Raw genomic sequence first — 23,059 nt, forward strand, 5'->3', positions numbered from 1 at the left:
TGGTCGCGCGGGTGTCAGGCGAGGCAGACGGAGTCGGGCAGCGCCTCCAGGTACTTCCGGTCCAGCAGGCTCTTCACGTTGTACGCGTCGGTGCCGAACTCGACGGGCTTCAGCTTCTCGTTCAGGTACTGCTGGATGCCCCTGCCGGGCTGGGCGAAGCCGGAGGCGATGCCGCCCTGTTCGACCTTGAAGGGCAGCTTCACGCCGTAGCAGTGGTAGCTGTCGACCTCCTTGCCGTCCTCCACCACCGGGTTGAGGCTGTCCGGCGGGAGCGCGCGCTCGGGGAAGGACGTACCGGTCCGGGAGAGGTAGCGGCCGTAGTAGAGCCCGAAGCGGTCGAGCTTGGTGCCGGTGGGGATCTCGACGGTGGTCCGGTCGATGGTGCCGTTGACGTCGCGGAAACCGTCCTGGGCGGGGTACTTCCAGTCGAGGCCGTCGCGGTACCAGGAGAGGAACTGCTGCGGCGTCAGACCGCCGAAGCGGTCGTAGTTCTTCAGCAGCTTCGCGACCCCGGTGGGCAGGTGCCGGGGGCCGAGCTCCTTGAAGCCGCAGTAGAAGTTCTTCTTGTCCTCGGGGGTCGGCCGGTACTGCTCGCTGGGGCAGTCGGTCGGGTCGGCCTGGACGTCGGCGGGCCGGGTCGTGGCGGCGGCGGCGCTCTGGGTGGCGGCGGCGCCGGTCAGCAGCAGGGCGGCCGCCAGGGACAGGGCGGCGAGACGGCGGGAACGCATCGGGGTGTGTCCTCCGGGGAGGTCGGAGAGGCGAGGTGCGCCGCCGGGCACGCAGGGACGCCCGGCGGCGTGGAAGGGACTGATCGGCACCGGAAGCTACACGGACCGAACCCGTCGATTCATGGACAAAACACCCACCCCGGCCCCGTTCACCCGAACAGCGGGGGCGGCGGGGGCGCGCGCCAATTCGGCCGACGAACGGGGCGATTGACCCGGCCCCCGGGCCGAGGCCGGGACCGCCGCCGACAAATACTTCATGAGGAGAAATATTCAGGTGCTCATGCGTGTTGAGCCGGGAAGTGCGCGGGAAGGGCCCGCCACCAGGCGAGGACAGGAGCGACCCGTGCGCGTCGAGATCTGGAGCGACATCAACTGCCCGTGGTGCTACATCGGCAAGGCGCGGTTCGAGCGGGCCCTGGAGCGCTTCCCGCACCGGGACGCCGTGGAGGTCGTCCACCGGTCGTTCGAGCTCGACCCCAGGGCACCGCAGGAGGCCCGGCCGGTGGTGCCGCTGATCGCCGCCAAGTACGGGCTCGGGCTGGAGCAGGCCGAGGCGGCGGAGCAGCGGATCGCCGACAACGCCGAGGCCGAGGGGCTGGCGTACCTGCGCTCGGGGCGCGACGCCGCGAACTCCTTCGACATGCACCGGTTGCTCCACTTCGCCGCCGAGCACGGGCGGCAGGCGGAGCTGCTGGACGCCCTCTACCGGGCCAACTTCGCCGACGAGCGGTCCGCGTTCGCGCCCGGGCGGCTCGCCGAGCTGGCGGTCGAGGCCGGTCTGGACGGGGCGGCGGCGGCCCGGGTACTGGCCGATCCGGACGCCTACGCGCAGGCGGTGGGCGAGGACGAGGCGACGGCGAGCGCGATGGGCGCCACCGGGGTGCCGTTCTTCGTGCTCGACCGGCGGCTCGGCGTCTCGGGCGCGCAGCCGGCCGACACCTTCGCCGCCGCCCTGCAGCAGGCCTGGGACAGCCGCCCGGTGCTCCCCCTGGTCGGCCTCGCCGGCGGGGCGGAGACCGGCGAGGTCTGCGGGCCGGACGGCTGCGAGGTGCCGCGGCACTGACGGCGGTGACGGCGGTGACGGCGGTGACGGCGGTGACGGCGGTGACGGCGGTGACGGCGGTGACGGCGGTGACGGCGGTGACGGCGGTGACGCCGACCGGCGGCGGATGCGGCATGCTGGCCGCATGACTACCGCGGTAGTGGTGGGCGGCGGGCCCAACGGGCTCGCCGCTGCCGTCCGGCTGGCGCAGGCGGGTGTGCGGGTGACCGTGCTGGAGGCCGCCGGGGAGATCGGCGGCGGGGCGCGCAGCGGGGAGGCGATCGTGCCCGGGCTGCTGCACGACCACTGCTCCGCCGTCCACCCGATGACCGTCGGCTCGCCGTTCCTGCGCGGCCTCGGCCTGGAGCGCTTCGGGCTGGAGTTCCGCTTGCCGGAGATCGACTGCGCGCACCCGCTGGCGGACGGCACGGCCGGGGTGCTGCACCGCTCGGTCGCCGCGACGGCCGCCGGGCTCGGTGGTGCCGACGGCCGGCGCTGGCGGCAGCTGTTCGAGGGGCCGGTCGCGGGGTACGACCGGCTGGCCGACGACCTGATGGGCCCGCTGCTGCGCCTCCCCCGCCACCCGTTGCGGCTCGCCCGGTTCGGCGGGCCGGCCCTGCTGCCGGCCACCGCCGTCGCCCGGTCCTTCGGCGGGGAGCGGGCCCGGGCGCTGTTCGGCGGGGCCGCCGCCCACGCCTTCCGACCGCTGGACCGGCCGCTCAGCGCCGCCGTGGGTCTCGGGCTGCTGACCGCCGGGCACCGGTACGGCTGGGCCGTGGCCGTCGGCGGCTCGGGGGCGATCACCCGGGCACTGGCCGCACTGCTCACCGAACTGGGCGGGGTCGTCGAGACCGGCGTCCCGGTCCGCTCGGCGGCACAGCTGCCGCCCGCCGACCTCGTCCTGTACGACCTCGCGCCCGGCGCCGTCGCCGACATCCTGGGCGACCTCCTGCCGCCCCGGACCGCCCGCGCCTACCGCCGCTTCCGGCACGGCCCGGGCGCCTTCAAGGTGGACTTCGCGGTGGCGGGCGGGGTGCCGTGGACGGCCGAACCCGCCCGCCGCGCCGGGACGGTCCACCTCGGCGGCAGCTTCGCCGAGACCGCCGCCGCCGAGCGCGACGTCACCGCCGGGCGGATGCCGGAGCGGCCGTTCGTACTGGTCGGCCAGCAGTACCTGGCCGACCCCGGCCGCTCGGCGGGCGACGTCCACCCGCTCTGGACGTACGCCCATGTGCCGCACGGCTGGACCGGGGACGCCACCGAGGCGGTGATCGCCCGGATCGAGAGCTTCGCCCCCGGCTTCCGCGAGCGCGTCCTCGGTCTGAGCGTCCGCCGCCCGGCCGACTTCGAGGCCAGCAACCCCAACTTCGTCGGCGGCGACATCATGACCGGCGCCAAGGACGTCCGCCAGCTGGTCCTCGGCCCGCGGGCCACGCTCCACCCCTACGCCACCGGGCTGCCCGGCCACTACCTCTGCTCCGCGGCGACCCCACCCGGGCCCGGCGTCCACGGCATGTGCGGGGCCAACGCGGCGGAGGCGGCCCTGCGCCGGCTGCGGGGGCGAGGCGCGGGTGACCGGGGCCGGGGCCCGGGCCCCGGTCACCCGGAGGAGCGGGAGAAGGAGCGGCGGTAGACCCGGGGCGGGACGCCGCGGCGGCGGACGAAGCGCTCCCGCAGGACGGCCGCACTGCCGTAGCCGACCCGGCGGGCGATCTCCTCGACCGGCAGGTCGGTGGTCTCCAGGAGTTCCTCGGCGGCGGTCAGGCGCAGCTCGCCGAGCCAGGCGTGCGGGGTGGTGCCGGTGGCGGCGGTGAAGCGGCGCAGGAAGGAGCGCTTGCTCATCACGGCGCGGCGGGCCAGTTCGTCGACCGGCAGCGGCCGGTGGAGGTTGACGCGGGCCCAGCCGAGCAGTTCGGCCAGTCGCTCGTCCTCGCCGTCCTCGGGCACCGGGGCGGCGAGGTACTGGGCCTGGCCGCCGTCGCGGTGGGAGGGCAGCACCATGTCCCGGGCGATGTGGTTGGCGACGGCCGCGCCGTGTTCGCGCCGGACCAGGTGCAGGCAGAGGTCGAAGCCAGCGGCGGCGCCGGCGCCGGTGGTGATCCGGCCGTCGTCCAGGTAGAGCGCCTCGGGTTCGACGGTGACCTCCGGGTGGCTGCGGGCCAGCAGTCCGGCGAAGCGCCAGTGGGTGGTGGCGCGGCGGCCGTCGAGCAGTCCGGCGGCGGCGAGCGCGAAGGCGCCGACGCAGTGGGCGGCGACCAGGGCGCCGCGGTCGTGGGCGGCCACCAGGGCGTCCAGGACGGCGGGCGGGGGCGGGGTGCGGAAGCCGGCGCCGGGGAGGGCGAGCACGAGGTCGGCGGCGGCGAGCCGGTCCAGGCCGTGCGTGATCGCCAGCGGCACGCCCAGGTCGGTGTCGACGCTGCCGGGGCGGTCGGCGCAGAGGGTGAAGTCGAAGCCCGGCAGCTCCGCCCCGTGCGGGCCGAAGACCTCGGCGACGATGCCGACGGCGAGCATGCCGGCACCGGGTGGCACGTAGGCGGCGACGGTGGTGAAGGGGGCCATCCGCGGAGTGTGGCACAGCGGGCGGCGGGAGGCTGGCATCTTTCCTGCGATCACTGGCATCTGTGCCACTCGTCGGGGGCATGGGCGTTCGACAGGATCGACGCATGACGAACGCACCGCTCGAAAACGCCCCGCTCGCAAACGCTCCGACCGCAACAGCACTCCCGGCCGACGCCCCGCTCGGCCGCAGCGCCGCCTTCCACGTCCTGACCACCGGCTACGTGGGCTCCACCGGTCCCGGGGTCGCCGCCACCGTCTCCTACGTCACGGACGCCGGACGGCATGTGATCTTCGACCCGGGCATGGTCGCGAGCCAGGACGACATCCTCGGCCCGCTGGCCGCGCTCGGGCTCGGCCCCGAGGACATCACCGACGTGGTGCTCAGCCACCACCACCCCGACAACACCATGAACGTGGGCCTCTTCGGCCGCGCCCGGGTGCACGACCACCGGGTCGAGTACCGGGGGCACGAGTGGACCAACCGGGACGCCGAGGGGTACGAGCTCACGCCGTCCCTCCGGCTGATCCGCACGCCCGGGCACAGCGCCGAGGACATCACGCTGCTGGCCGGGACGGCGCAGGGCGTGGTCGCGTTCGCCGGCGACCTGTGGTGGCACGCGGCCGGACCGGCGGACGACCCGGTGGCTCCGGACCGCGAGGTCCTGCGGGCCTCGCGGCTGCGGGTGCTGGCCGCCGCGGACCTGATCGTGCCCGGTCACGGTGCTCCCTTCCGCGGCGACGGATCCACTCCCAGGTAGCGGTAGCAGCGGAGCGGGGGCGGCAGCGGCGGGGGCCGGAGGCGCGGCTGGGCCGAATGTATGTATCGCTCTCTTGACTGGCGTCACCGAAGCGCGATACTTGCCTCACTCCCGCTCGCCCGATGAGGTGGCCCACCCATGGAGCTCTCGCCCTCCGCGCACGTGGACACGTTCTGTCGCGACAACCTGCCACCCTTCGAGGAGTGGCCCGAATTCCTCTTCGACCTACCGGAGTTGGCCTATCCGGACCGATTGAACTGCGCACACGAGCTGCTCGACGCGACGATCGAGCGGTACGGCCCGGACCGGCGCTGCCTGGTCACGCCGGACGCCGTGTGGACGTACGGCGAACTGCGCGGGCACGCCGACGCGGTGGCCCGGCTGCTGACCGGACCGCTGGGCCTGGTACCCGGCAACAGGGTCCTGCTACGGGGGCCCAACGCGCCCTGGCTGGTGGCCTGCTGGCTCGGCGTCCTGAAGGCCGGCGGGGTGGTGGTGACCACCATGCCGCTGCTGCGGGCGGCCGAACTGACCGCCCTGCACGAGGTCGCCGCGCCCGTACTGGCCCTCTGCGACCACCGCTTCCTCACCGAGCTGGAGCAGGCCACCACACCCGGGCTGACCGTGCTGCCGTACGGCGGCCCCGGGCCCGAGGACCTCACCGCCCGCTGCGCCGCGGCGGCCGGTCCGTTCACCGCCGTCCCGACCGCCGCCGACGACGTCGCGCTGATAGCTTTCACCTCCGGCACCACCGGACGGCCCAAGGCCACTCTGCACTTCCACCGCGACGTGCTCGCCAACGCCGACACCTTCTCGCGCCACCTGCTGCGGCCCACCTCCGAGGACCTGTTCGCCGGCACCCCGCCGCTCGCCTTCACCTTCGGACTGGGCGGTCTGGTGGTCTTCCCGCTGCGGGCCGGCGCGGCCACCCTGTTACTGGAGCAGGCCACGCCCGAGCAGCTGGCCGAGCACGTCCACCGGCACGGGGTCGACGTGCTGTTCACCGCGCCGACGGCCTACCGGGCGATCCTCGCCGCCGGGCTCGCCGACCGGCTGGCCGGGGTGCGGCGGTGCGTCTCGGCCGGCGAGCACCTGCCGGCCGCCGTCTGGGAGGCGTTCCGCGAGGCCACCGGGCAGCGGCTGATCGACGGCATCGGTGCCACCGAGCTGCTGCACGTCTTCATCTCCGCCGCCGACGGGGACATCCGCCCCGGCTCGACCGGCCGCCCGGTCCCCGGCTACCGGGCGGCGGTGCTCGACGAGTCGGGACGCCCGGTGCCGGACGGACAGCCGGGGCGGCTCGCGGTCAAGGGCCCCACCGGCTGCCGCTACCTGCGCGACGAGCGTCAGCACGAGTACGTGCGCGACGGCTGGAACCTCACCGGGGACACCTATGTGCGCGACCCGGACGGGTACTTCTGGTACCGGGCGCGCAACGACGACATGATCGTCTCCTCCGGCTACAACATCGCCGGGCCCGAGGTGGAGCAGGTGCTCGCCGACCACCCCGACGTCGCCGACTGCGCGGTGGTCGGGGCGCCCGACGAGCGGCGTGGCACCGTGGTCAAGGCCTATGTGGTGCTGCGCGCGGGTGTCGTCCCCGGGCCGGACACCGTCCGGGCGCTCCAGGAGCACGTCAAGGGGGCCATCGCGCCCTACAAGTACCCGCGCTCGGTCGAGTTCGTCGAAGCGCTGCCGCGCACCGCGACGGGGAAGCTGGCCCGGGCCGAGCTGCGCCGCCGGGCGGCGCCCGCCACGGAGGCCGCGGCCGGGCCGCAACCGGCCAGTGTCACCGTCGAGCGGCGGGTCGAGTGGTCCGACACCGACGCCGCCGGGCACTACCACTTCTCGGCCGTCCAGCGCTGGGCCGAGGCCGCCGAGGCGACGCTGCTGCGCCGGCTGGGCCTGGACGGGCTGTTCGGACGGATCCCCCGGGTGCACTTCGAGGCCGACTACCGCGAACGGCTGTGGTTCGGCGACCTGGTCCGGGTCGACCTTCGGGTCGAGCGGATCGGCGGCTCCTCCCTGCACTACGCCTTCGAGGTGCACGGCCCGAACGGCCCGGCCGCCGGCGGGCGGATGTCGGTGGTGCACGCCGCACCGCACGCCAAGGGCACCGAGCCCTGGCCGGAGCCGGTGCGCCGGGCGCTCACCGGGGCCGGGCGGCAGGAGCCGGAGGTGGTCCGGTGACCGGGGCCGGAGGCGGTCCCTCGACCGGGGCCGGAGGCGGACCGGCGAGCGGAGGCCACCCCGCGGCCGGCGGCAACCCCGCGACCGCGACCGCCCGCCGGGTGGCGGTGATCGGCGGCGGTCCGGGCGGGCTCTACTTCGCCGCGCTGGCCCGGCAGCTGGCCCCGGAGCGGGAGATCACCGTCTTCGAACGGGACGGCCGCGAGGACGAGTTCGGCTTCGGGGTGGTGTTCTCCGACGAGACGCTGGACGGCATCGCGCAGGCCGACCCGGCCGTGTTCGCCGCGCTGGGCGCCGAGTTCGCGCGCTGGAGCGACATCGACGTCCGGTACGCCGGGCAGGTGCGCACCAGCGGCGGCCACGGGTTCGCGGCGCTGGACCGCAACCGGCTGCGCGCGATCCTGCAACGGCGCTGCGACGAGCTGGCGGTGGACGTCCGCTACCGCACCCCGGCTCCCCCGGTCGGGCGGCTCGCCGAGGACTACGACCTGGTGGTCGCCGCCGACGGCATCCACTCGGCGACCCGCGCGGCGTACGCCGGGACCTTCCGGCCCGAGCTGGACGAGCGGCACGCCCGCTACATGTGGCTCGCCACCGACAAGGTCTTCGACGCCTTCACCTTCCTCGTCGAGCGCTTCGACTTCGGGGTGCTCCAGGTGCACGCCTACCCGTACAGCGCGAAGCGGTCGACGTTCATCGTCGAGATCGCCGAGGACGCCTGGCGCCGGGGCGGCTTCGAGGCCCTGGCCGACCGGGAGTTCGCACGCGGCGAGAGCGACGACGAGAGCGTGCGGCGCTGCGCGGAGCTGCTCGCCCCGCACCTGGAGGGGCACCGGCTGATCCCGAACGCCTCCCGCTGGATCCGCTTCACCACGGTGCGCAACGCCACCTGGCGGCACCGGAACGTGGTGCTGCTCGGCGACGCCGCGCACTCGGCGCACTTCTCGATCGGCTCGGGCACCAAGCTGGCCCTGGAGGACGCCCTCGCCCTGGCCGCGAGCCTCGGCGAACAGCCCACGGTGGAGCAGGCGTTGGCGGCCTACGAGGCGGAGCGGCGGCCGGTGGTGGAGTCCACCCAGCGGGCGGCGCAGGCCAGCCTGGAGTGGTTCGAGACGATCGACCGGCGGACCGGGCAGGACGCCGACGGGTTCGCGTTCAACCTCCTCACCCGCAGCCGCCGGGTCACCTACGGCAACCTCCGGGCCCGCGACCCCGGGTTCGTCACGGCGGTGGAGGCGGCGTTCGCGGGCGGTGCCGATCCGGCCGGGACGGCGGTGCCGCCGATGTTCCGGCCGCTCGAGCTGGCCGCGCTGGAGCTGCGCAACCGGGTGGTGGTGCCGCCGCTGGCCACCTTCACCTCGCCCGACACGCTGCCCAGTGCCTTCGACCGGGCCCAGCTGACGGCGCACGCGCTCGGCGGCGCCGGGCTGGTGATCGCGGGGATGGCGGCGGTCACGCCGGAGGGCCGGGCCACCGACCACTGCCCGGGCCTGTGGAACGACCGGCAGGAGGCGGCCTGGCGCGAACTCGTCACCGGCGTCGGGGCCGTGAGCGACACACCGCTCGGGATCCAGCTCACCCACGCCGGGCGGCGGGCCGCCACCTCGGTACCGGGACCGGACGGGATCGGCCGCCCCCTGGGCGCGGACGGCTGGCCGCTGCTGGCCGCCTCGCCGCTGCCGTGGGACGCCGACAGCCTCCGGCCGCACGAGGCCAATCAGATCGAACTCGCCGCCGTGGCAGCGGACTTCGCGGCCGCAGCCGAGCGGGCGGCGCGGATCGGCTTCGACGTGCTGGAGCTCCAGTTCGGCCACGGCCACCTGCTCTCCGGTTTCCTGTCGCCGCTCACCAACCGGCGCACCGACCGCTACGGCGGCCCGCTCGCCCAGCGGTTGCGGCTGCCGCTTGAGGTACTGGCGGCGGTCCGCGCGGTCTGGCCGGCCGGGCGGCCGCTGCTGGTGCGGATCTCGGCGAGCGACTGGGCGCCGGGCGGCACCGGCGAGCCGGAGGCCGTCGCCATCTGCCGGGCCCTCGGGGACGGCGGGGCCGACGCGGTGGACGTCTCCACCGGCGAGGTGGTGGCGCACCAGCGGCCGCCGTACGGGCGCGGTTACCAGACGCCGTTCGCCGAGCTGGTGCGCGCGGCCACCGGCCTGCCCACCGTCGCGGTGGGCGCGATCTCCGGGCACGACGACGCCAACTCGGTACTGCTGGCCGGTCGGGCCGACCTGGTCGCGGTCGGCCGGGCCCACCTGCACGACCCGCTGTGGACCCTGCATGCCGCCGCCGAGCAGGGGTACAACGGCCCCGGCGCCCGCTGGCCCGGCCCGTGGGCCGCGGGCAGCCGGCGCCCGCCCGGGCCGGGCTCCGACCGGGTGGCGCCGAGGCTGCGGCTGGTGCGCGAGCCCGGGCCCCCGGTGCACCGTCGCTGGCGGCCCGGCGGCGCCGACCCGACCCGGTACCCCGACCGCACCGAGGAGGAACGATGACCGAGCCGATCGCCGCCGCGCTGCGGCGCCCGCGCTTCACCGCCGCCGCCGTACAGGCCTCGCCCGTCTTCCTGGACCCCGCCGCCACCGTGGCCAAGGCGGTCGCGCTGATCCACGAGGCGGCCGAGCACGGGGCCACCCTGGTGGTCTTCCCCGAGGTGTTCGTCCCCGGCTACCCGTACTGGAACTGGACCATGAACCCGGTCCAGGGCTCGCCCTGGTACGAGCGCCTCTACCGCGCCTCGGTGGACGTGCCGGGCCCGTACGTGGACGCGCTGCGCGCCGCCGCCCGCCGGGCCGGCGTGGTGCTGGTGATCGGCGTCAACGAGCGCGGGCGGCACAGTCTCGGGGTGCTGTACAACACCGTGCTGGTCGTCGACGCCGACGGCGAACTGCTGAGCGTGCATCGCAAACTGGTCCCCACCTGGGCCGAGAAACTGACCTGGACCCCGGGCGACGGCAGCACCCTGCGGGTCCACGACACCGCCGTCGGCCCGCTCGGCGCGCTGGCCTGCGGCGAGAACACCAACCCACTGGCCCGGTTCACCCTCCTCGCGCAGGGCGAACTCGTCCACGCCGCCTGCTACATCGCGCTCCCGGTCGCCCCCGAGGACTACGACATGGCGGAGGCGATCGCACTGCGCGCCGCCGCGCACTGCTTCGAGGGCAAGGTCTTCACCGTGGTGTCCTGTTCCACCATCTCGCCGGAGATCGTCGACGCCGTCGCCGGTGAGGACCAGCAGCTCCGCAAACAACTCGCCCGCCCGCGCAGCGCGTTGTCCGGAATCTTCGGGCCCGACGGGCGGGCGGTGACCGAGCCGCTGGTGGACGAGGAGGGGATCGTGTACGCCGAGATCGACCTCGGCGACTGCGTCCGGCCCAAGCAGATGCACGACATCGTCGGCCACTACAACCGCTTCGACGTCTTCCGGCTGCACGTGGACAACCGCCCGCTGCGGCCGCTGACCCTTCCCGAACCGCCCCCGAAGGAGGAGGAATGACCGACTACGACGACGCCCGGATCGGCCGCGCCCGGGTCGCCGAGAACGCCGAACTCGCCGCCTACTACGAAGAGCTGGCCAAGGTCGACGCGGGCGCGCTGTGGACCGTGGCGAACGAGATCGAGCCCTGGTACCCGCAGCCGAAGTCGGTGCCGGTGCTCTGGCGCTACGCCGACCTGCGGCCGCTGGTCCGCAAGGCGCTGCCGCTGGTCCGGGCCGACGACGCCGGCCGCCGGGTGGTCATGCTGGTCAACCCGGGCCGCCGCGAACTCAGCGCCGCCGTCGGCCTGCTGTACACCGGCCTGCAGATCATGGGCCCCGGCGAGGCGATGACCGCGCACCGCCACCAGGCCTCCGCGCTGCGCTTCGTGCACGAGGGCACCGGCGCCTGGACGATCGTCGACGGCCAGAAGCTCGAGGTCGGCCCGCGGGACTTCGCGATCACGCCCAACGGCGCCTGGCACGAGCACGGCAACGAGTCCGAGGACGCCCCGGTGATCTGGCAGGACGGCCTCGACATCCCGCTGGTCAACATGCTCGACGCCAACTTCTACGAGGTGCACCCCGAGCTGTACCAGCGGCCCGGGCCGGTGGCCAACTCCTCCCTGCTCAGCTACGGCGGCAACCTGCTGCCGTACGGCGTCGAGAAGTGGACCCGGCCGTACTCGCCGCTGCTCGGCTGGCCCTGGGAGCCCAGCTACCACGCGCTCACCCGGCTCGCCCGCGCCACCGAGGGCTCGCCCTGGGACGGGGTGATCATGGAGTACACCAACCCCGTCACCGGCGGCTCGGTGATGCCCACCATGGGCGCCCACCTCCAGCTGCTGCGCCCCGGCCAGGCCACCCGGGCCCACCGGCACACCGGTTCGGTGGTCTACACCGCCGCCAAGGGACGGGGCGTCTCGGTGGTCGCCGGCCACCGCTTCACCTGGCAGCAGGGCGACATCTTCGTGGTGCCGTCCTGGGCCTGGCACGAGCACGCGAACCTCGACCCCGGCGAGGACGCCTGCCTGTTCTCCTTCAACGACTTCCCGGTGATGCACTCGCTCGGCCTGTACCGCGAGGAGCCCTACCCGGAGCACGACGGGCACCAGCCCACCACCACCCCGTGACCAGGAGCGCACACCCATGCGGCTGTTGACCTACTGCCTCCCCGGCGACGACACCCCCCGCCCCGGCGCCCTGCTCGCCGGGGACCGGGTCGCCGACCTGTCCGCCCTGGCCGCCGCCGCAGGCGTCCGGCTGCCCCCCGACCTGCTGGGACTGGTCGCGGCCGGCGAACCGGCCCTGGCCGCCGTCCGCGACCTGCTCGACGGCGCCGGTCCCGCCCACCTCCGCCCGCTCGCCGAGGTGTCGCTGCGCGCCCCGCTGCGGCCCGGCAAGATCGTCGGGGTCGGGCTCAACTACGTCGAGCACGTCGCCGAGTCGCACCGCACCCTCGACACCGAGCGCGAACTGCCCGACCGTCCGGTGCTGTTCAGCAAGCCCTCGACCGCCGTCACCGGCCCCGGCCAGCCGATCCTGCACAACGCCGAACTCACCGAGCAGCTCGACTGGGAGTGCGAACTCGCCGTCGTCATCGGCACTCCCGCCCTCCGGGTGGCCGAGGCCGACGCGCTGCGGCACGTCTTCGGCTACAGCATCGTCAACGACATCAGCGCTCGCGACCAGCGCCGCTCCGGCCAGTGGTTCTTCTCCAAGGGCCAGGACAGCTACGCGCCGTTCGGCCCGGTCGTGGTGACCGCCGACGAGATCCCCGACCCGCAGCGGCTCGACCTGTCGCTGCGCGTCAACGGCGAACTGCGGCAGGACTCCAACACCCGCCACATGCTGTTCGGCATCGCCCGGCTGATCTCCGACATCTCCTCCGGCGTCACCCTGGAACCCGGCGACGTCATCGCCACCGGCTCGCCGTCCGGCGTCGGCGCCGGGATGGTGCCCCCGCGGTTCCTCCGGCCCGGCGACCTGGTCGAGGCCACCGTCGAGGGGATCGGCACGCTCGCCAACCCCGTGGTCGACGCCCGCTGACCGGCCGCTCACCCCCGCAGAGGAGCCCGCCCCGATGACCACCAGCTACCGGATAGGCCAGATCGTCCCGAGCTCCAACGTCACCATGGAGACCGAGGTCCCCGCCCTGCTGCGGGCCCGCGAGCGGGTCGCGCCCGAGCGCTTCACCTTCCACTCCAGCCGGATGCGGATGACCCGGGTCACCCCCGAGCAACTGCGCGCCATGGACGCCGAGTCCGACCGGTGCGCCGCCGAACTCGCGGACGCCCGGGTCGACGTGCTCGGCTACGCCTGCCTGGTCGCCGTGATGGCCACCGGTCCCGGCTACCACCGGGAGGCCGAGCAGCGGCTGCACCGGCGCACCGCCGAGAACGGCGCGGCCGCGCCCGTGGTCACCAGTGCCGGCGCGCTGGTGACCGGGCTGCACACGCTCGGCGCCCGGAAGGTCGCCGTCGTCACCCCCTACCTGCGCCCGCTGGCCCGCACCGTGGTCGACTACCTCGGCCACGAGGGCATCGAGGTGGTGGACTTCGCGGCCCTGGAGATCGCCGACAACCTCGACGTCGCCGCCCACGACCCGGCGAAGCTCCCCGCCATCGCGGCCGGCCTCGCGCACAGCCGGGCCGACGCGGTGGTGCTGTCCGCCTGTGTGCAGATGCCCTCGCTGTCGGCGATCGAGGAGGCCGAGCAGCGGCTCGGCAAACCGGTCGTCTCGGCGGCCGTCTGCACCACCCACCAGCTGCTGCGCGCCCTCGGCCTGCCGGCCTTCGCCCCCGGCGCCGGCCACCTGCTCTCCGGCGCGTTCGCGGAGTCCTGAACCGGCCCGCGGCGGGGCGGGCACCCGCCCCGCCCCGCCGGGAGCCACCGCTATGATCACCACGAGCCGTCGGGAGGAGATCCGGATGACCGAGAGCACGCCCCGGCCGAGCTCGCTGATCCACACCGTCTACGGCGAGTTCGTCCGCCGGCTCGGCGGCTGGATATCCATCGCCGACCTGATCGCCCTGATGGCCGAGCTGGACGTCGACGCACCCGCCGTCCGCTCGGCCATCTCCCGTCTCAAGAAGGCCGGCACCCTGCTCCAGGAGCGCGGCGGCGGGTCCGGCACCGGCTACCGTCTCTCCCCCGCGATGGGCCCGGTGTTCGACGAGGGGGACCGCCGGATCTTCCGCAGCCTGGAGCCCGCCGAACTCGCCGACGGCTGGGTGGTGGCCGTCTTCTCCGTCCCCGAGTCCGAACGCGCCCACCGCCACACCCTGCGCTCCCGGCTCAGCTGGCTCGGGTTCGGCAACGCCGCCCCCGGCGTCTGGCTGGCACCCGCCCGGGTCCTGCCCGACGCCCGGCGCCTGCTCGAACGCCTCGGTCTGGACGCGTACGTCCACCTCTTCCTCTCCGCCGAGTACGCCGGATTCACCGAGCTGCGCACCGCCGTCGCCGCCTGGTGGGACTTCCCGGCCATCGAGGGCCAGTACGCCGCGTTCACCGACACCTGGCGGCCCGTCCTCGACGCGCGCGAAGCCGGGACCGGCCGGGGCTCGGACGGCTCCGGCAGCGACCGCGGCTCCGACGGCCCCGGCCTCGCGCCCGCCGAGGCGTTCCGCGACTACGTCCCGATGCTCACCCAGTGGCGGCGGCTGCCCTACCTCGACCCCGGGCTGCCCGCCCCGCTGCTGCCGCCCGACTGGAACGCCGTCGCCGCCCGGGCCGTCTTCACCGGACTCCACACCCTGCTCGCCGGGCCGAGCCTGCGCCACGTCGAAGAGGTCACCGGGCTGGTGACCGCCGCCCACCACCGCCAGGAGCAGTGATGACCCCGCAGCCCCACCGGCCCCCCGCCGACCTGCTGGTGCGCGCGGCCGCCGTGCACACCCTCGTCCCCGGCGAGCCGCCGCGGCGCGCCGTCGCCGTCACCGGTGACCGGATCACCGCGCTGGCCGCCGACCCGCACGGCCTGGACGGGCTGATCGGCCCCGCCACCGAGGTCGTCGACGCGCCCGGCGCGACCGTGCTGCCCGCCTTCGACGACACCCACACCCATCTGGTCCTCGCCGGACACAGCGTGCACGGCGTCCCCGTCCACCGCGCCACCGACCTGGCCGGGTTCCTCGCCCTGGTCCGCGAACGGGCCGCCACCACCCCCGCCGGCGAGTGGATCACCACCACCGTCAACTGGCAGGAGATGAACCTCGCCGAGCAGCGGATGCCGACCACCGAGGAGCTGGACAGCGCCACCGACCGCCACCCGGTCCTGGTCCGCCGCGGCGCCTACAACATGGTGCTCAACTCGGCCGCGCTGCGGCTCGCCGGCATCACCGCCGCCACCCCCGAACCGCCCGGCGGCGTGATCGAGCGCGACGCCGACGGCCGGCTCACCGGTCGCCTGATCAACAAAGCGATCGAGCTCGCCGAACGCGTCCTGCCCCGGCCCGGCCCCACCGAGCGGATCGACGGACTGCGCGCCGCCTCCGCCGCGTACGCCGCCACCGGGATCGGCACCGTCCGCGACTGCCTGGTCCCGGTCGAGGACCTCGACGTGCTGCGCGCCGCCCGCGACGCGAACGCCCTCGCCGTCCGGGTCCGGGCGCTGGTCTCGGGCTTCGCCGTCCGCACCCCCGAGGAGGTGGACGCCCTGCTCGACCGCGTCGACGCCTGGCGGGCCGCCGGCCACGAGGACGACCGGCTCTCGGTCTGGGGAGTCAAGTTCGGCATCGACGGCGGCTTCGAGGCGGGCGCCCTCGAGGAGCCCTACCAGGGGCAGCCCTGCTACCACGGCCGGCTGCTGTGGGAGCCGAAGGAGCTGGCCGACGCCGTGGACCGGGTGGTCGGGCGCGGACTGCGGGTCGGCGTGCACGCCTGGGGCGACCGGGGACTGCGCACCCTGCTCGACGTCTTCGAGGAGGTGCTCGCGCGCCGCCCCGGCCTGCCCGCCGGCACCCTGGTGGTGGAGCACGGCGGGCTCGCCCGCGCCGAGCAGCGGGCCCGGGCCGTCGCCCTCCGGATCCCGGTGACCGTGCAGCACCCGCTGCTGCACGACGGCGCCCCCACCCAGCAGCGGGCCTGGGGCGAGGAGCGCACCCGCGCGCTGTTCCCGCTGCGCGAATGGCTGGACGAGGGCGCGATGCTGGCCGCCGGTTCGGACTTCCCGGTCGGGCCGTACGGCGCGATGCTGTCCGTCTGGGGCATGACCACCCGCCGCACCGTGGCCGGGGTGGTCGGGGCGGAGCACGCGATCGAGCGGTCCGAGGCGATCGCGCTGCACACCTCGGCGGCCGCCCGGCTGACCGGGGAGAGCGCCGACCGGGGCGCCCTGCGGCCCGGTGCCCTCGCCGATCTGACCCTGTGGCCGACGGACCCGCTGAGCTGCCCGGTCGAGGAGCTGCGGACGCTGCTGCCCGACCGCACGGTGGTCGGCGGGCGCACGGTCCACCGGCGCTGAGGCGGGTCAGTCCGCGGCCGGACGCGCGGGGTCGCCGGCCGGCCGCACCTCCTGGAGCAGGCCCCAGGTGAAGTCCGCCGTACGGGCGTGCGGCCGGCCCTCGGCGTCCGGGGCCGTGAAGTCCAGCCGGAACCGGTTCGGCGCACTGCCCTCGCGCGGCACCGCGGGCGGGAACGCCGCGCCCAGATCGGCCACCACACAGCTCCACGGCTCCAGGTCGGCGAGCGTGCGCAGCACCGGCGGCGGGGTGTCCGCGGCCCGCACCAGCCAGGCGTTCAGCACCGGCGCGCCCGCCTCGGCGGGACCGGCCAGGACCTCGAACCGCAACCCGGGCCAGAGCGGCAGCGCCCACTGCCGGGCGGAGCACGCGAGATCCCCGATCCGCCGCGCCACCACCGCCTCCGGCGGCCCGAGCACGGCGGTGTACCGACGCCCGCCGCCCGGGAACCCCGGCGCCCTGAGCATCGCCTGCCAGCGCTTGTTCGCCTCCCGCATCCCCGCCCGGGTCTCCCCCAGCCGGCGGACCGCGTCCTCGACCAGCTCCGGCCGGAAGTCCGCCATCCGTCGCAGCAGGACCAACTGGAACTCCGTCACCCCGAACCCGTGCACCCCGGCAGGCTACCCGGACGGGCCGCCCCCGGCCGGACGGACGGGGCCGTCGCTCAGAAGGTGTCGCCGGCGCCGGTCGGGTAGGGCGCGAAGGTGCTGCTGTGCTCGTCCACGGCGAGCGGGCGGCCGATCGGCGGGGCCGAGCGCTGCGGGCAGGCCGTCCGTTCGCAGACCTTGCAGCCGAGGCCGATCGGCGTGGCCGCGGCCTCGTCGGTCAGATCGAGACCGGCCGAGTACACCAGCCGCGAGGCGTGCCGCAGTTCGCAGCCCAGCCCCAGGGCGAAGGTCTTGCCGGGGCGGCCCCAGCCGCCCGGCGACCGGGTGACGGCGCGGGCGGTCCACAGATAGCGGCGGCCGTCCGGCATCGCGGCCACCTGGACGTGCACCCGGCCCGGGGCGGCGAAGGTCTCGTAGACGTTCCACAGCGGGCAGGTGCCGCCGGTGCGGGAGAAGTGGAAGTCGGTGGCGGACTGCCGCTTGGAGACGTTGCCCGCCCGGTCGACCCGGACGAAGGAGAACGGCACCCCGCGCAGACCGGGCCGCTGCAGGGTGCTGAGCCGGTGGCACACCGTCTCGTGGCCGACCGAGAAGTGGTCGGCCAGGTGCTCCAGGTCGTAGCGGGACGTCTCCGCCTCGTCGTGGAACACCCGGTAGGGCAGCACCAGCGCGGCGGCGAAGTAGTTCGCCAGCCCGATCCGGGTGAGCGCGTGCGCCGGGGTGCCCTCGGGGCCGTCCTGCGCGGCGAGTTCGGTGAGCAGCGCGTCGTGCTCGAGGTAGCCGAGCTGGGTGGCGAGCCGGAACGCCTGCTGGCCGGGCCGCAGCCGGGGCGAGAGGTGGAGGGTGCGGCCGACCGGGTCGAAGTGGTGCAGCCGGTCGTCCTTCCCGCCCGGCCCGGTGCTGACCCGGACGGAGTGCGCCTCGGCCAGCCGGTCGGTCAGCGCGGTCCGCACCCGGCCCCGGCGGATCCCGATGCGCGTCGCCAGCTCCTCCGCCGCCCGGTCGAGTTCGTCGACGTAGTTGGCCCGCCGGTAGAAGAACTCGCGGACCTGCTCGTGCGGAGTGCGGGCCTCGGTGAGGCCCGCGGCCGGGCCGCGGTCCTCGGCCAGCAGGGAGAGTTGCTCGGCGGCGCTGCGGCGGCGGCGGTCCACGTCGAGCAGCAGGGCGGCCACGGCGGGCAGCCGCTGCGCCAGCTCGGCGAGGTCACCGGCGGTGATCCGCCCGGCGGCGACCTCCTCGCCCAGGGAGTCGCGCAGTTCGGCGGTGAGCCGGGCGGTGTCGGGCGGGGCGAAGTAGCCGGCCTCCACGCCGAACGCCTCGGTGAGCCGCAGCAGGACCGGGACGGTCAGCGGGCGGGCGTCGTGCTCCAGCTGGTTGAGGTAGCTGGGCGAGAGGTCGAGGAGCCGGGCGAGTGCGGCCTGGCTGAGGCCGCGCTCCTCGCGCAGCCGGCGCAGCCGCGCCCCGGCGAAGGTCCTGCCCATGTGTCCCGGCCTCCCTGGTCGACGGGCGCCCGCCCTGGGGTCCGTCCCGGCCCCGCCCGTGGGGCACCACCGGCGGGGCCGAGCACGGACCCTATCCCGTTCGGGCCCGCCCCGGTCTTCGCAGACTTCGCCGATTCGCCGTTCCGGCTTCGCAGAACTTGGCACCGGTCCAGCGGTGACGGCACCCCCGCCGGCCTGCCAGAGTCGTTCTGCGGCCGGGTCCCGAACCCGGACGGCACCAACCACCGGCCACGAGCCGGGTGTTGGTGGCCGTCCCCGGCGGATCCACGTCCCGCGGTGCAGTACCGCCCGCCCGGTACCCCGGCCGCACCCGCCCTCCTGGTGGCGGGCATCACATCCTTCGCAGCACATCCCTTCACAGCACATCCCTTCACAGCACACGTTTCACAGCACACGTTTCACAGCACACCTCTGACAGCACACGGCAACGAGCCCGGGAGCGGATCACCATGACCGAGTCGGTACGGCAGCAGCAGGAGCGGCGCACGGCGGAACTGGCCGCCCGGTGGGCGTCCGACCCGCGCTGGGCGGGCATCGAGCGCAGCTACACGGCGGCGGACGTGGTCCGCCTGGCCGGTTCGGTCCGCGAGGAGCACACCCTCGCCCGGCGCGGCGCCGAGCGGCTGTGGCAGCAGCTGCACGAGCAGGACTACGTCCACGCCCTCGGCGCGCTCACCGGCGGCCAGGCCGTCCAGATGGTGAAGGCCGGGCTGCGGGCGATCTACCTGTCCGGCTGGCAGGTCGCCGCCGACGCCAACCAGGCCGGGCAGACCTACCCCGACCAGAGCCTCTACCCCGCCGACTCGGTGCCGCAGGTGGTGCGCCGGATCAACAACGCGCTGCTGCGCGCCGACCAGATCGACGCCGTCGAGGGCACCGACGGCGGCCCGGACTGGCTGGTGCCGATCGTCGCCGACGCGGAGGCGGGCTTCGGCGGGCCGCTGAACGCCTTCGAGCTGACCAAGGGCATGATCGCGGCCGGTGCGGCCGGCATCCACTACGAGGACCAGCTGGCCTCCGAGAAGAAGTGCGGCCACCTGGGCGGCAAGGTGCTGGTCCCGACCGCGCAGCACATCCGCACCCTCAACTCCGCCCGGCTCGCGGCCGACATCGCCGACGTGCCGACCCTGATCGTCGCCCGCACCGACGCGCTCGCGGCCAACCTGCTCACCACCGACGTGGACGAGCGCGACGCCCGCTTCTGCACCGGCGAGCGCACCGCCGAGGGCTTCTACCGGGTCGAGCCGGGCATGGCCCCGGTGATCTCCCGGGGCCTGGCCTTCGCCCCGTACGCGGACCTGATCTGGGTGGAGACCGGCACCCCGGACCTCGCCCAGGCCCGGGAGTTCGCCGAGGCGATCAAGGCCGAGCACCCGGACAAGATGCTCGCCTACAACTGCTCGCCCTCCTTCAACTGGAAGGCCGCCCTGGACGACGACCGGATCGCCAAGTTCCAGCGGGAGCTGGGCGCGATGGGCTACCGGTTCCAGTTCATCACCCTGGCCGGCTTCCACGCGCTCAACCACTCGATGTTCCAGCTGGCGCGCGGCTACGCCGAGCACGGCATGACCGCCTACGTCGACCTCCAGGAGGCCGAGTTCGCGGCCGTGCCGGACGGCTACACCGCCGTCAAGCACCAGCGCGAGGTCGGTACCGGCTACTTCGACCAGGTGAGCACGGCGCTCAACCCGAACGCGGAGACGCTGGCGCTCACCGGCTCCACCGAGGCCGAGCAGTTCCACTGAGACCGGAGGGCCGGCGGACCGTTCCACCGGCCCCGTTCCGTCGGCCCGCCCCGCCGGACCGGACCGCCCCCGGACCGCCCCGCCGGTCCCGTTCCACCGAGCCCTCCCGGCGGCCTCGTCGGGGACGAGCCGCCTTCCGCCGCGCCGCCCGGAGCCCCCGTTGAGGGACGGGGCCCCGGGCGGCCCCCCGACCGCCCCCAGGAGAACCGGATGAGCCTGCCCACCCGTATCGAGGTCCTCGGCGCCCCCGAGGACCGTTTCGAGGAGGTCCTCACACCCGAGGCCCTCGAGTTCGTCGCCCGCCTGCACCTCCCGTTCGCGGCCCGCCGCACCGCACTGCTCGCCGAGCGGCGCCGCCGGGCCGACGCCCTCGCCGCCGGCGGCACCCTGGACTTCCTGCCGGAGACCCGCGCCGTCCGGGAGGACGACAGCTGGCGGGTGGCCGGGGCCGGGCCGGGCCTGCACGACCGCCGGGTGGAGATCACCGGCCCCCCGGAGCGCCGGATGGCCGTCAACGCGCTCAACTCCGGTGCCAGGGTGTGGCTCGCCGACTTCGAGGACGCCACCTCCCCCACCTGGCACAACCTCGTCACCGGCCAGCTCAACCTGATCGACGCGATCGAGCGCCGGATCGACGACACCACGCCCGAGGGCAAGCGGTACTTCGTCGGGAACGACCCGGCCACCATCGTGGTCCGCCCGCGCGGCTGGCACCTCGACGAGCACCATCTGCTGATCGACGGCAGCCCCGCGATCGGCGCCCTGGTCGACTTCGGCCTCTACCTGTTCCACTGCGGACGGCCGCAGATCGAGGCCGGTTCCGGCCCCTACTTCTACCTGCCCAAGCTGGAGAACCACCTCGAGGCGCGGCTGTGGAACGACGTCTTCACCGTCGCCCAGGCCGAGTTGGGCATCCCGCACGGCACGATCCGCGCCACCGTCCTGATCGAGACCATCACCGCCGCGTTCGAGATGGACGAGATCCTCCACGAGCTGCGCGAGCACGCCGCCGGCCTCAACGCCGGCCGTTGGGACTACCTGTTCAGCCTGATCAAGAACTTCGCCCAGCACGGGCCGAGGTTCGTCCTCCCGGACCGCTCCTCCCTCACCATGACCCAGCCGTTCATGCGCGCCTACACCGACCTGCTGGTGCGCACCTGCCACCGGCGCGGCGCCCACGCCATCGGCGGCATGGCGGCGGCGATCCCGCAGCGCGACCCCGCCGCCAACGAAGCGGCCCTCACCCGGGTCCGCGCCGACAAGGAGCGCGAGGCCGGGGACGGCTTCGACGGCTCCTGGGTGGCGCACCCGGGACTGGTCGGCACCTGCCGCACCGCCTTCGACACCGTCCTCGGCGACCGGCCGCACCAGCTCGACCGCTCCCGCGAGGACGTCGAGGTCACCGCCGCGGACCTGCTCGGCGTCCACCGGCTCTCCGTCGGCCTGCCCACCGAGCAGGGGCTGCGCGCCAATGTCGCGGTCGCCCTGCGCTACCTCACCGCCTGGCTGGGCGGCACCGGCGCGGTCGCCGTGTTCGGCCTGATGGAGGACGTCGCCACGGCCGAGATCGCCCGCTGCCAGCTCTGGCAGTGGCAGCACCACTGCACCCGGCTCACCGGCGGCTCGCTCGCCACCCCGGACCTCGTGCGACGGCTGATCGACCGGGAACGGGCCGCCCTGCTCGCCGAGGGCACCGACCCGGAACTGCTGGACGACGCGACCCGGATCCTCGTCGACACCGCCCTCGGCGCCGAGCTGCCCGCCTTCCTCACCACCGAGGCGTACGCACGCCACCTCGTCCGCACCACCGCCACCGCTGCCACGGCCGTCTGACGCCGCTCCCGGAAAGGCACCACCCTTGAAAGGTAGGACGCCATGAACGACATCCGACGGGTCGCCGTCGTCGGCGCCGGCCAGATGGGCGCCGGCATCGCCGAGGTCTTCGCCCGGGCCGGCCTGGACACCGTCGTCTGCGAACGCGGCTCGGCCGCCCTGCGCGCCGCCCGTACCCGCATCGACCGCTCCCTGCACCGCGCCGTCGACCGCGGCCGCCTCGGCGAGCAGCAGCGCACCGACACCTGGGCGCACCTGCTGTTCGCCGACGACCTCGAGGCCCTCGCGGACCGCCAGCTCGTGGTCGAGGCCGTGGTCGAGGACGAGCGCGTCAAGACCGAGGTGCTCGGCGCCCTGGACAAGGTGCTCGCCGCCGACGACGCCGTCCTCGCCACCAACACCTCCGCCATCCCGGTCACCCGTCTCGGCATCGCCACCGGCCGGGCGTCCCACGTCCTCGGCCTGCACTTCTTCAACCCCGCCCCGGTGATGCCGCTGGTCGAGCTCGTCTCCTCCCTGCACACCGACCCGACCGTCCTCGACCGGGTGCACACCTTCGCCGAGCAGGTGCTCGGCAAGCACGTCATCCGCTCCCGCGACCGCGCCGGCTTCGTCGTCAACGCCCTGCTGATCCCCTACCTGCTGTCCGCGATCCGGATGGCCGAGGCCGGGCACGCCAGTGCCGAGGACATCGACGCCGGCATGGTCCACGGCTGTGCCCACCCGATGGGCCCGCTCCAACTCGCCGACCTGATCGGCCTCGACACCGTCCAGGCCATCGCCGGGTCCATGTACGACGAGTACAAGGAGCCTCTGTACGCACCCCCGCCCCTGCTCACCCGCATGGTCGAAGCGGGCCTGCTCGGCCGCAAGACCGGCCGGGGCTTCCACTCCCACCGGGCGGGCTGACGACTCCTCGCCCCCCGACGGGCCGGCGCCCGCGCTACGGACAGACCTCGCCGAACTTGACGGCCCCGACCGTCACCGGCTGCCCGCTCAGCGCGGTGCCCGCCGCCGGAGTCCGGGTGCAAACCGCGCCTCCTGCCGACGAAGAGCGCAGGCATGCCGAAGACCGTTCCGCCCCCCGGCCGCGGCGCCGCCCGCCGCGGCCGAAGGTGTCACGGTCGGGCGGAGGCGGGCCCGGTCGGGCCCGCCTCCGCCCG

General features: G+C 74.8%; 18 protein-coding genes and 2 pseudogenes. 16 read left to right on the forward strand and 4 right to left on the reverse strand.

The genetic code is table 11. From position 1 onward, the window contains the following. Positions 1-14: 14 nt before the first annotated feature. Complete coding sequence (locus ACIPYS_RS30295) at positions 15-728, reverse strand: TNT domain-containing protein (protein ID WP_400752047.1); 714 nt, start codon at positions 726-728, stop codon at positions 15-17. Positions 729-1,071: 343 nt separating this feature from the next. Between ACIPYS_RS30295 and ACIPYS_RS30300 the strand changes: the two genes are divergently transcribed. Genes ACIPYS_RS30300 through ACIPYS_RS30310 form a run of 3 tightly spaced genes read left to right on the forward strand, consistent with a single transcriptional unit; the run spans position 1,072 to position 3,403 of the window. Beyond that, on the forward strand, positions 1,072-1,791 hold the full coding sequence (locus tag ACIPYS_RS30300) for a DsbA family oxidoreductase (RefSeq protein ID WP_400752050.1): 720 nt from the start codon (positions 1,072-1,074) through the stop codon (positions 1,789-1,791). A 5-nt stretch (positions 1,792-1,796) separates the two neighbouring features. Next, entirely contained in the window at positions 1,797-1,919 is a 123-nt protein-coding gene (locus ACIPYS_RS30305) for a hypothetical protein (protein ID WP_400752053.1), read from the forward strand. After that, positions 1,916-3,403 carry a phytoene desaturase family protein gene (locus ACIPYS_RS30310; protein ID WP_400752056.1) on the forward strand — a complete coding sequence of 496 codons (1,488 nt, stop codon included), beginning with the start codon at positions 1,916-1,918 and terminating at the stop codon, positions 3,401-3,403. The genes ACIPYS_RS30305 and ACIPYS_RS30310 overlap by 4 nt, the downstream gene beginning before the upstream one ends. Here ACIPYS_RS30310 and ACIPYS_RS30315 read toward each other — a convergent pair. Further along, positions 3,370-4,329 carry a GlxA family transcriptional regulator gene (locus tag ACIPYS_RS30315; RefSeq protein WP_400752059.1) on the reverse strand — a complete coding sequence of 320 codons (960 nt, stop codon included), beginning with the start codon at positions 4,327-4,329 and terminating at the stop codon, positions 3,370-3,372. The two genes, ACIPYS_RS30310 and ACIPYS_RS30315, sit on opposite strands and share 34 nt — an antisense overlap. Before the next feature lie 104 nt (positions 4,330-4,433). Between ACIPYS_RS30315 and ACIPYS_RS30320 the strand changes: the two genes are divergently transcribed. From ACIPYS_RS30320 to ACIPYS_RS30365, 10 genes and pseudogenes are all read left to right on the forward strand, one after another. Beyond that, on the forward strand, positions 4,434-5,087 hold the full coding sequence (locus ACIPYS_RS30320) for an MBL fold metallo-hydrolase (RefSeq protein WP_400752062.1): 654 nt from the start codon (positions 4,434-4,436) through the stop codon (positions 5,085-5,087). Positions 5,088-5,225: 138 nt separating this feature from the next. Beyond that, positions 5,226-6,836, forward strand: a pseudogene (locus tag ACIPYS_RS30325) (AMP-binding protein); the annotation flags it as partial. Between the two features lie 96 nt (positions 6,837-6,932). Further along, positions 6,933-7,277: pseudogene (locus tag ACIPYS_RS30330) on the forward strand (acyl-CoA thioesterase); the annotation flags it as partial. Then, positions 7,274-9,766, forward strand: a complete 2,493-nt coding sequence (locus ACIPYS_RS30335; RefSeq protein WP_400752065.1) for an FAD-dependent monooxygenase — start codon at positions 7,274-7,276, stop codon at positions 9,764-9,766. The pseudogene ACIPYS_RS30330 and the gene ACIPYS_RS30335, both read left to right, overlap by 4 nt. Continuing rightward, entirely contained in the window at positions 9,763-10,767 is a 1,005-nt protein-coding gene (locus ACIPYS_RS30340) for a carbon-nitrogen hydrolase family protein (RefSeq protein ID WP_093859076.1), read from the forward strand. The genes ACIPYS_RS30335 and ACIPYS_RS30340 overlap by 4 nt, the downstream gene beginning before the upstream one ends. Beyond that, positions 10,764-11,879, forward strand: a complete 1,116-nt coding sequence (locus tag ACIPYS_RS30345) for a cupin domain-containing protein (RefSeq protein WP_400752070.1) — start codon at positions 10,764-10,766, stop codon at positions 11,877-11,879. Before ACIPYS_RS30340 ends, ACIPYS_RS30345 begins: the two co-directional genes overlap by 4 nt. Positions 11,880-11,895: 16 nt before the next feature. Then, a complete protein-coding gene (locus ACIPYS_RS30350) occupies positions 11,896-12,795 on the forward strand; it encodes a fumarylacetoacetate hydrolase family protein (protein ID WP_400752073.1) in 900 nt (299 codons plus the stop codon). Between the two features lie 34 nt (positions 12,796-12,829). Then, the gene (locus tag ACIPYS_RS30355) at positions 12,830-13,591 is read left to right on the forward strand and encodes an Asp/Glu racemase (protein ID WP_093859079.1); all 762 of its coding nucleotides are present in this window, start codon (positions 12,830-12,832) and stop codon (positions 13,589-13,591) included. A gap of 85 nt (positions 13,592-13,676) precedes the next feature. After that, positions 13,677-14,582, forward strand: coding sequence for a PaaX family transcriptional regulator C-terminal domain-containing protein (locus tag ACIPYS_RS30360; protein ID WP_093864683.1), 906 nt, complete (start codon positions 13,677-13,679; stop codon positions 14,580-14,582). Next, positions 14,582-16,210 (forward strand): amidohydrolase, encoded by a 1,629-nt coding sequence (locus tag ACIPYS_RS30365; protein WP_400752078.1) that lies wholly within the window; start codon positions 14,582-14,584, stop codon positions 16,208-16,210. Before ACIPYS_RS30360 ends, ACIPYS_RS30365 begins: the two co-directional genes overlap by 1 nt. Before the next feature lie 6 nt (positions 16,211-16,216). Here the strand turns inward: ACIPYS_RS30365 and ACIPYS_RS30370 are convergent, their stop codons facing one another. Further along, complete coding sequence (locus ACIPYS_RS30370) at positions 16,217-16,771, reverse strand: hypothetical protein (RefSeq protein WP_400752244.1); 555 nt, start codon at positions 16,769-16,771, stop codon at positions 16,217-16,219. A 101-nt stretch (positions 16,772-16,872) separates the two neighbouring features. After that, the gene (locus tag ACIPYS_RS30375) at positions 16,873-18,297 is read right to left on the reverse strand and encodes a short-chain fatty acyl-CoA regulator family protein (protein WP_400752081.1); all 1,425 of its coding nucleotides are present in this window, start codon (positions 18,295-18,297) and stop codon (positions 16,873-16,875) included. Between the two features lie 470 nt (positions 18,298-18,767). On the opposite strand from ACIPYS_RS30375, the gene aceA reads away from it, so the two are divergent. The 3 genes from aceA (at position 18,768) to ACIPYS_RS30390 (ending at position 22,805) form a co-directional block, all read left to right on the forward strand. Further along, the gene (aceA, locus tag ACIPYS_RS30380) at positions 18,768-20,063 is read left to right on the forward strand and encodes an isocitrate lyase (protein WP_400752084.1); all 1,296 of its coding nucleotides are present in this window, start codon (positions 18,768-18,770) and stop codon (positions 20,061-20,063) included. Between the two features lie 210 nt (positions 20,064-20,273). Further along, complete coding sequence (gene aceB, locus ACIPYS_RS30385) at positions 20,274-21,896, forward strand: malate synthase A (RefSeq protein ID WP_400752087.1); 1,623 nt, start codon at positions 20,274-20,276, stop codon at positions 21,894-21,896. A gap of 42 nt (positions 21,897-21,938) precedes the next feature. Beyond that, positions 21,939-22,805 (forward strand): 3-hydroxybutyryl-CoA dehydrogenase, encoded by an 867-nt coding sequence (locus ACIPYS_RS30390; RefSeq protein ID WP_400752089.1) that lies wholly within the window; start codon positions 21,939-21,941, stop codon positions 22,803-22,805. Positions 22,806-23,059 lie beyond the last annotated feature (254 nt).

Origin of the sequence: Kitasatospora sp. NPDC089913, assembly GCF_044748625.1 — a bacterium.
Lineage (GTDB): Bacteria > Actinomycetota > Actinomycetes > Streptomycetales > Streptomycetaceae > Kitasatospora.

Bases quoted from the DNA above. Each gene is read 5' to 3' on its own strand.
- ACIPYS_RS30295 (WP_400752047.1), bottom strand. From the start codon at position 728: ATGCGTTCCCGCCGTCTCGCCGCCCTGTCCCTGGCGGCCGCCCTGCTG.
- ACIPYS_RS30310 (WP_400752056.1), top strand. From the start codon at position 1,916: ATGACTACCGCGGTAGTGGTGGGCGGCGGGCCCAACGGGCTCGCCGCT.
- ACIPYS_RS30315 (WP_400752059.1), bottom strand. From the start codon at position 4,329: ATGGCCCCCTTCACCACCGTCGCCGCCTACGTGCCACCCGGTGCCGGC.
- ACIPYS_RS30320 (WP_400752062.1), top strand. From the start codon at position 4,434: ATGACGAACGCACCGCTCGAAAACGCCCCGCTCGCAAACGCTCCGACC.
- ACIPYS_RS30340 (WP_093859076.1), top strand. From the start codon at position 9,763: ATGACCGAGCCGATCGCCGCCGCGCTGCGGCGCCCGCGCTTCACCGCC.
- ACIPYS_RS30345 (WP_400752070.1), top strand. From the start codon at position 10,764: ATGACCGACTACGACGACGCCCGGATCGGCCGCGCCCGGGTCGCCGAG.
- ACIPYS_RS30350 (WP_400752073.1), top strand. From the start codon at position 11,896: ATGCGGCTGTTGACCTACTGCCTCCCCGGCGACGACACCCCCCGCCCC.
- ACIPYS_RS30355 (WP_093859079.1), top strand. From the start codon at position 12,830: ATGACCACCAGCTACCGGATAGGCCAGATCGTCCCGAGCTCCAACGTC.
- ACIPYS_RS30360 (WP_093864683.1), top strand. From the start codon at position 13,677: ATGACCGAGAGCACGCCCCGGCCGAGCTCGCTGATCCACACCGTCTAC.
- ACIPYS_RS30365 (WP_400752078.1), top strand. From the start codon at position 14,582: ATGACCCCGCAGCCCCACCGGCCCCCCGCCGACCTGCTGGTGCGCGCG.
- ACIPYS_RS30370 (WP_400752244.1), bottom strand. From the start codon at position 16,771: ATGGCGGACTTCCGGCCGGAGCTGGTCGAGGACGCGGTCCGCCGGCTG.
- ACIPYS_RS30375 (WP_400752081.1), bottom strand. From the start codon at position 18,297: ATGGGCAGGACCTTCGCCGGGGCGCGGCTGCGCCGGCTGCGCGAGGAG.
- aceA (WP_400752084.1), top strand. From the start codon at position 18,768: ATGACCGAGTCGGTACGGCAGCAGCAGGAGCGGCGCACGGCGGAACTG.
- aceB (WP_400752087.1), top strand. From the start codon at position 20,274: ATGAGCCTGCCCACCCGTATCGAGGTCCTCGGCGCCCCCGAGGACCGT.
- ACIPYS_RS30390 (WP_400752089.1), top strand. From the start codon at position 21,939: ATGAACGACATCCGACGGGTCGCCGTCGTCGGCGCCGGCCAGATGGGC.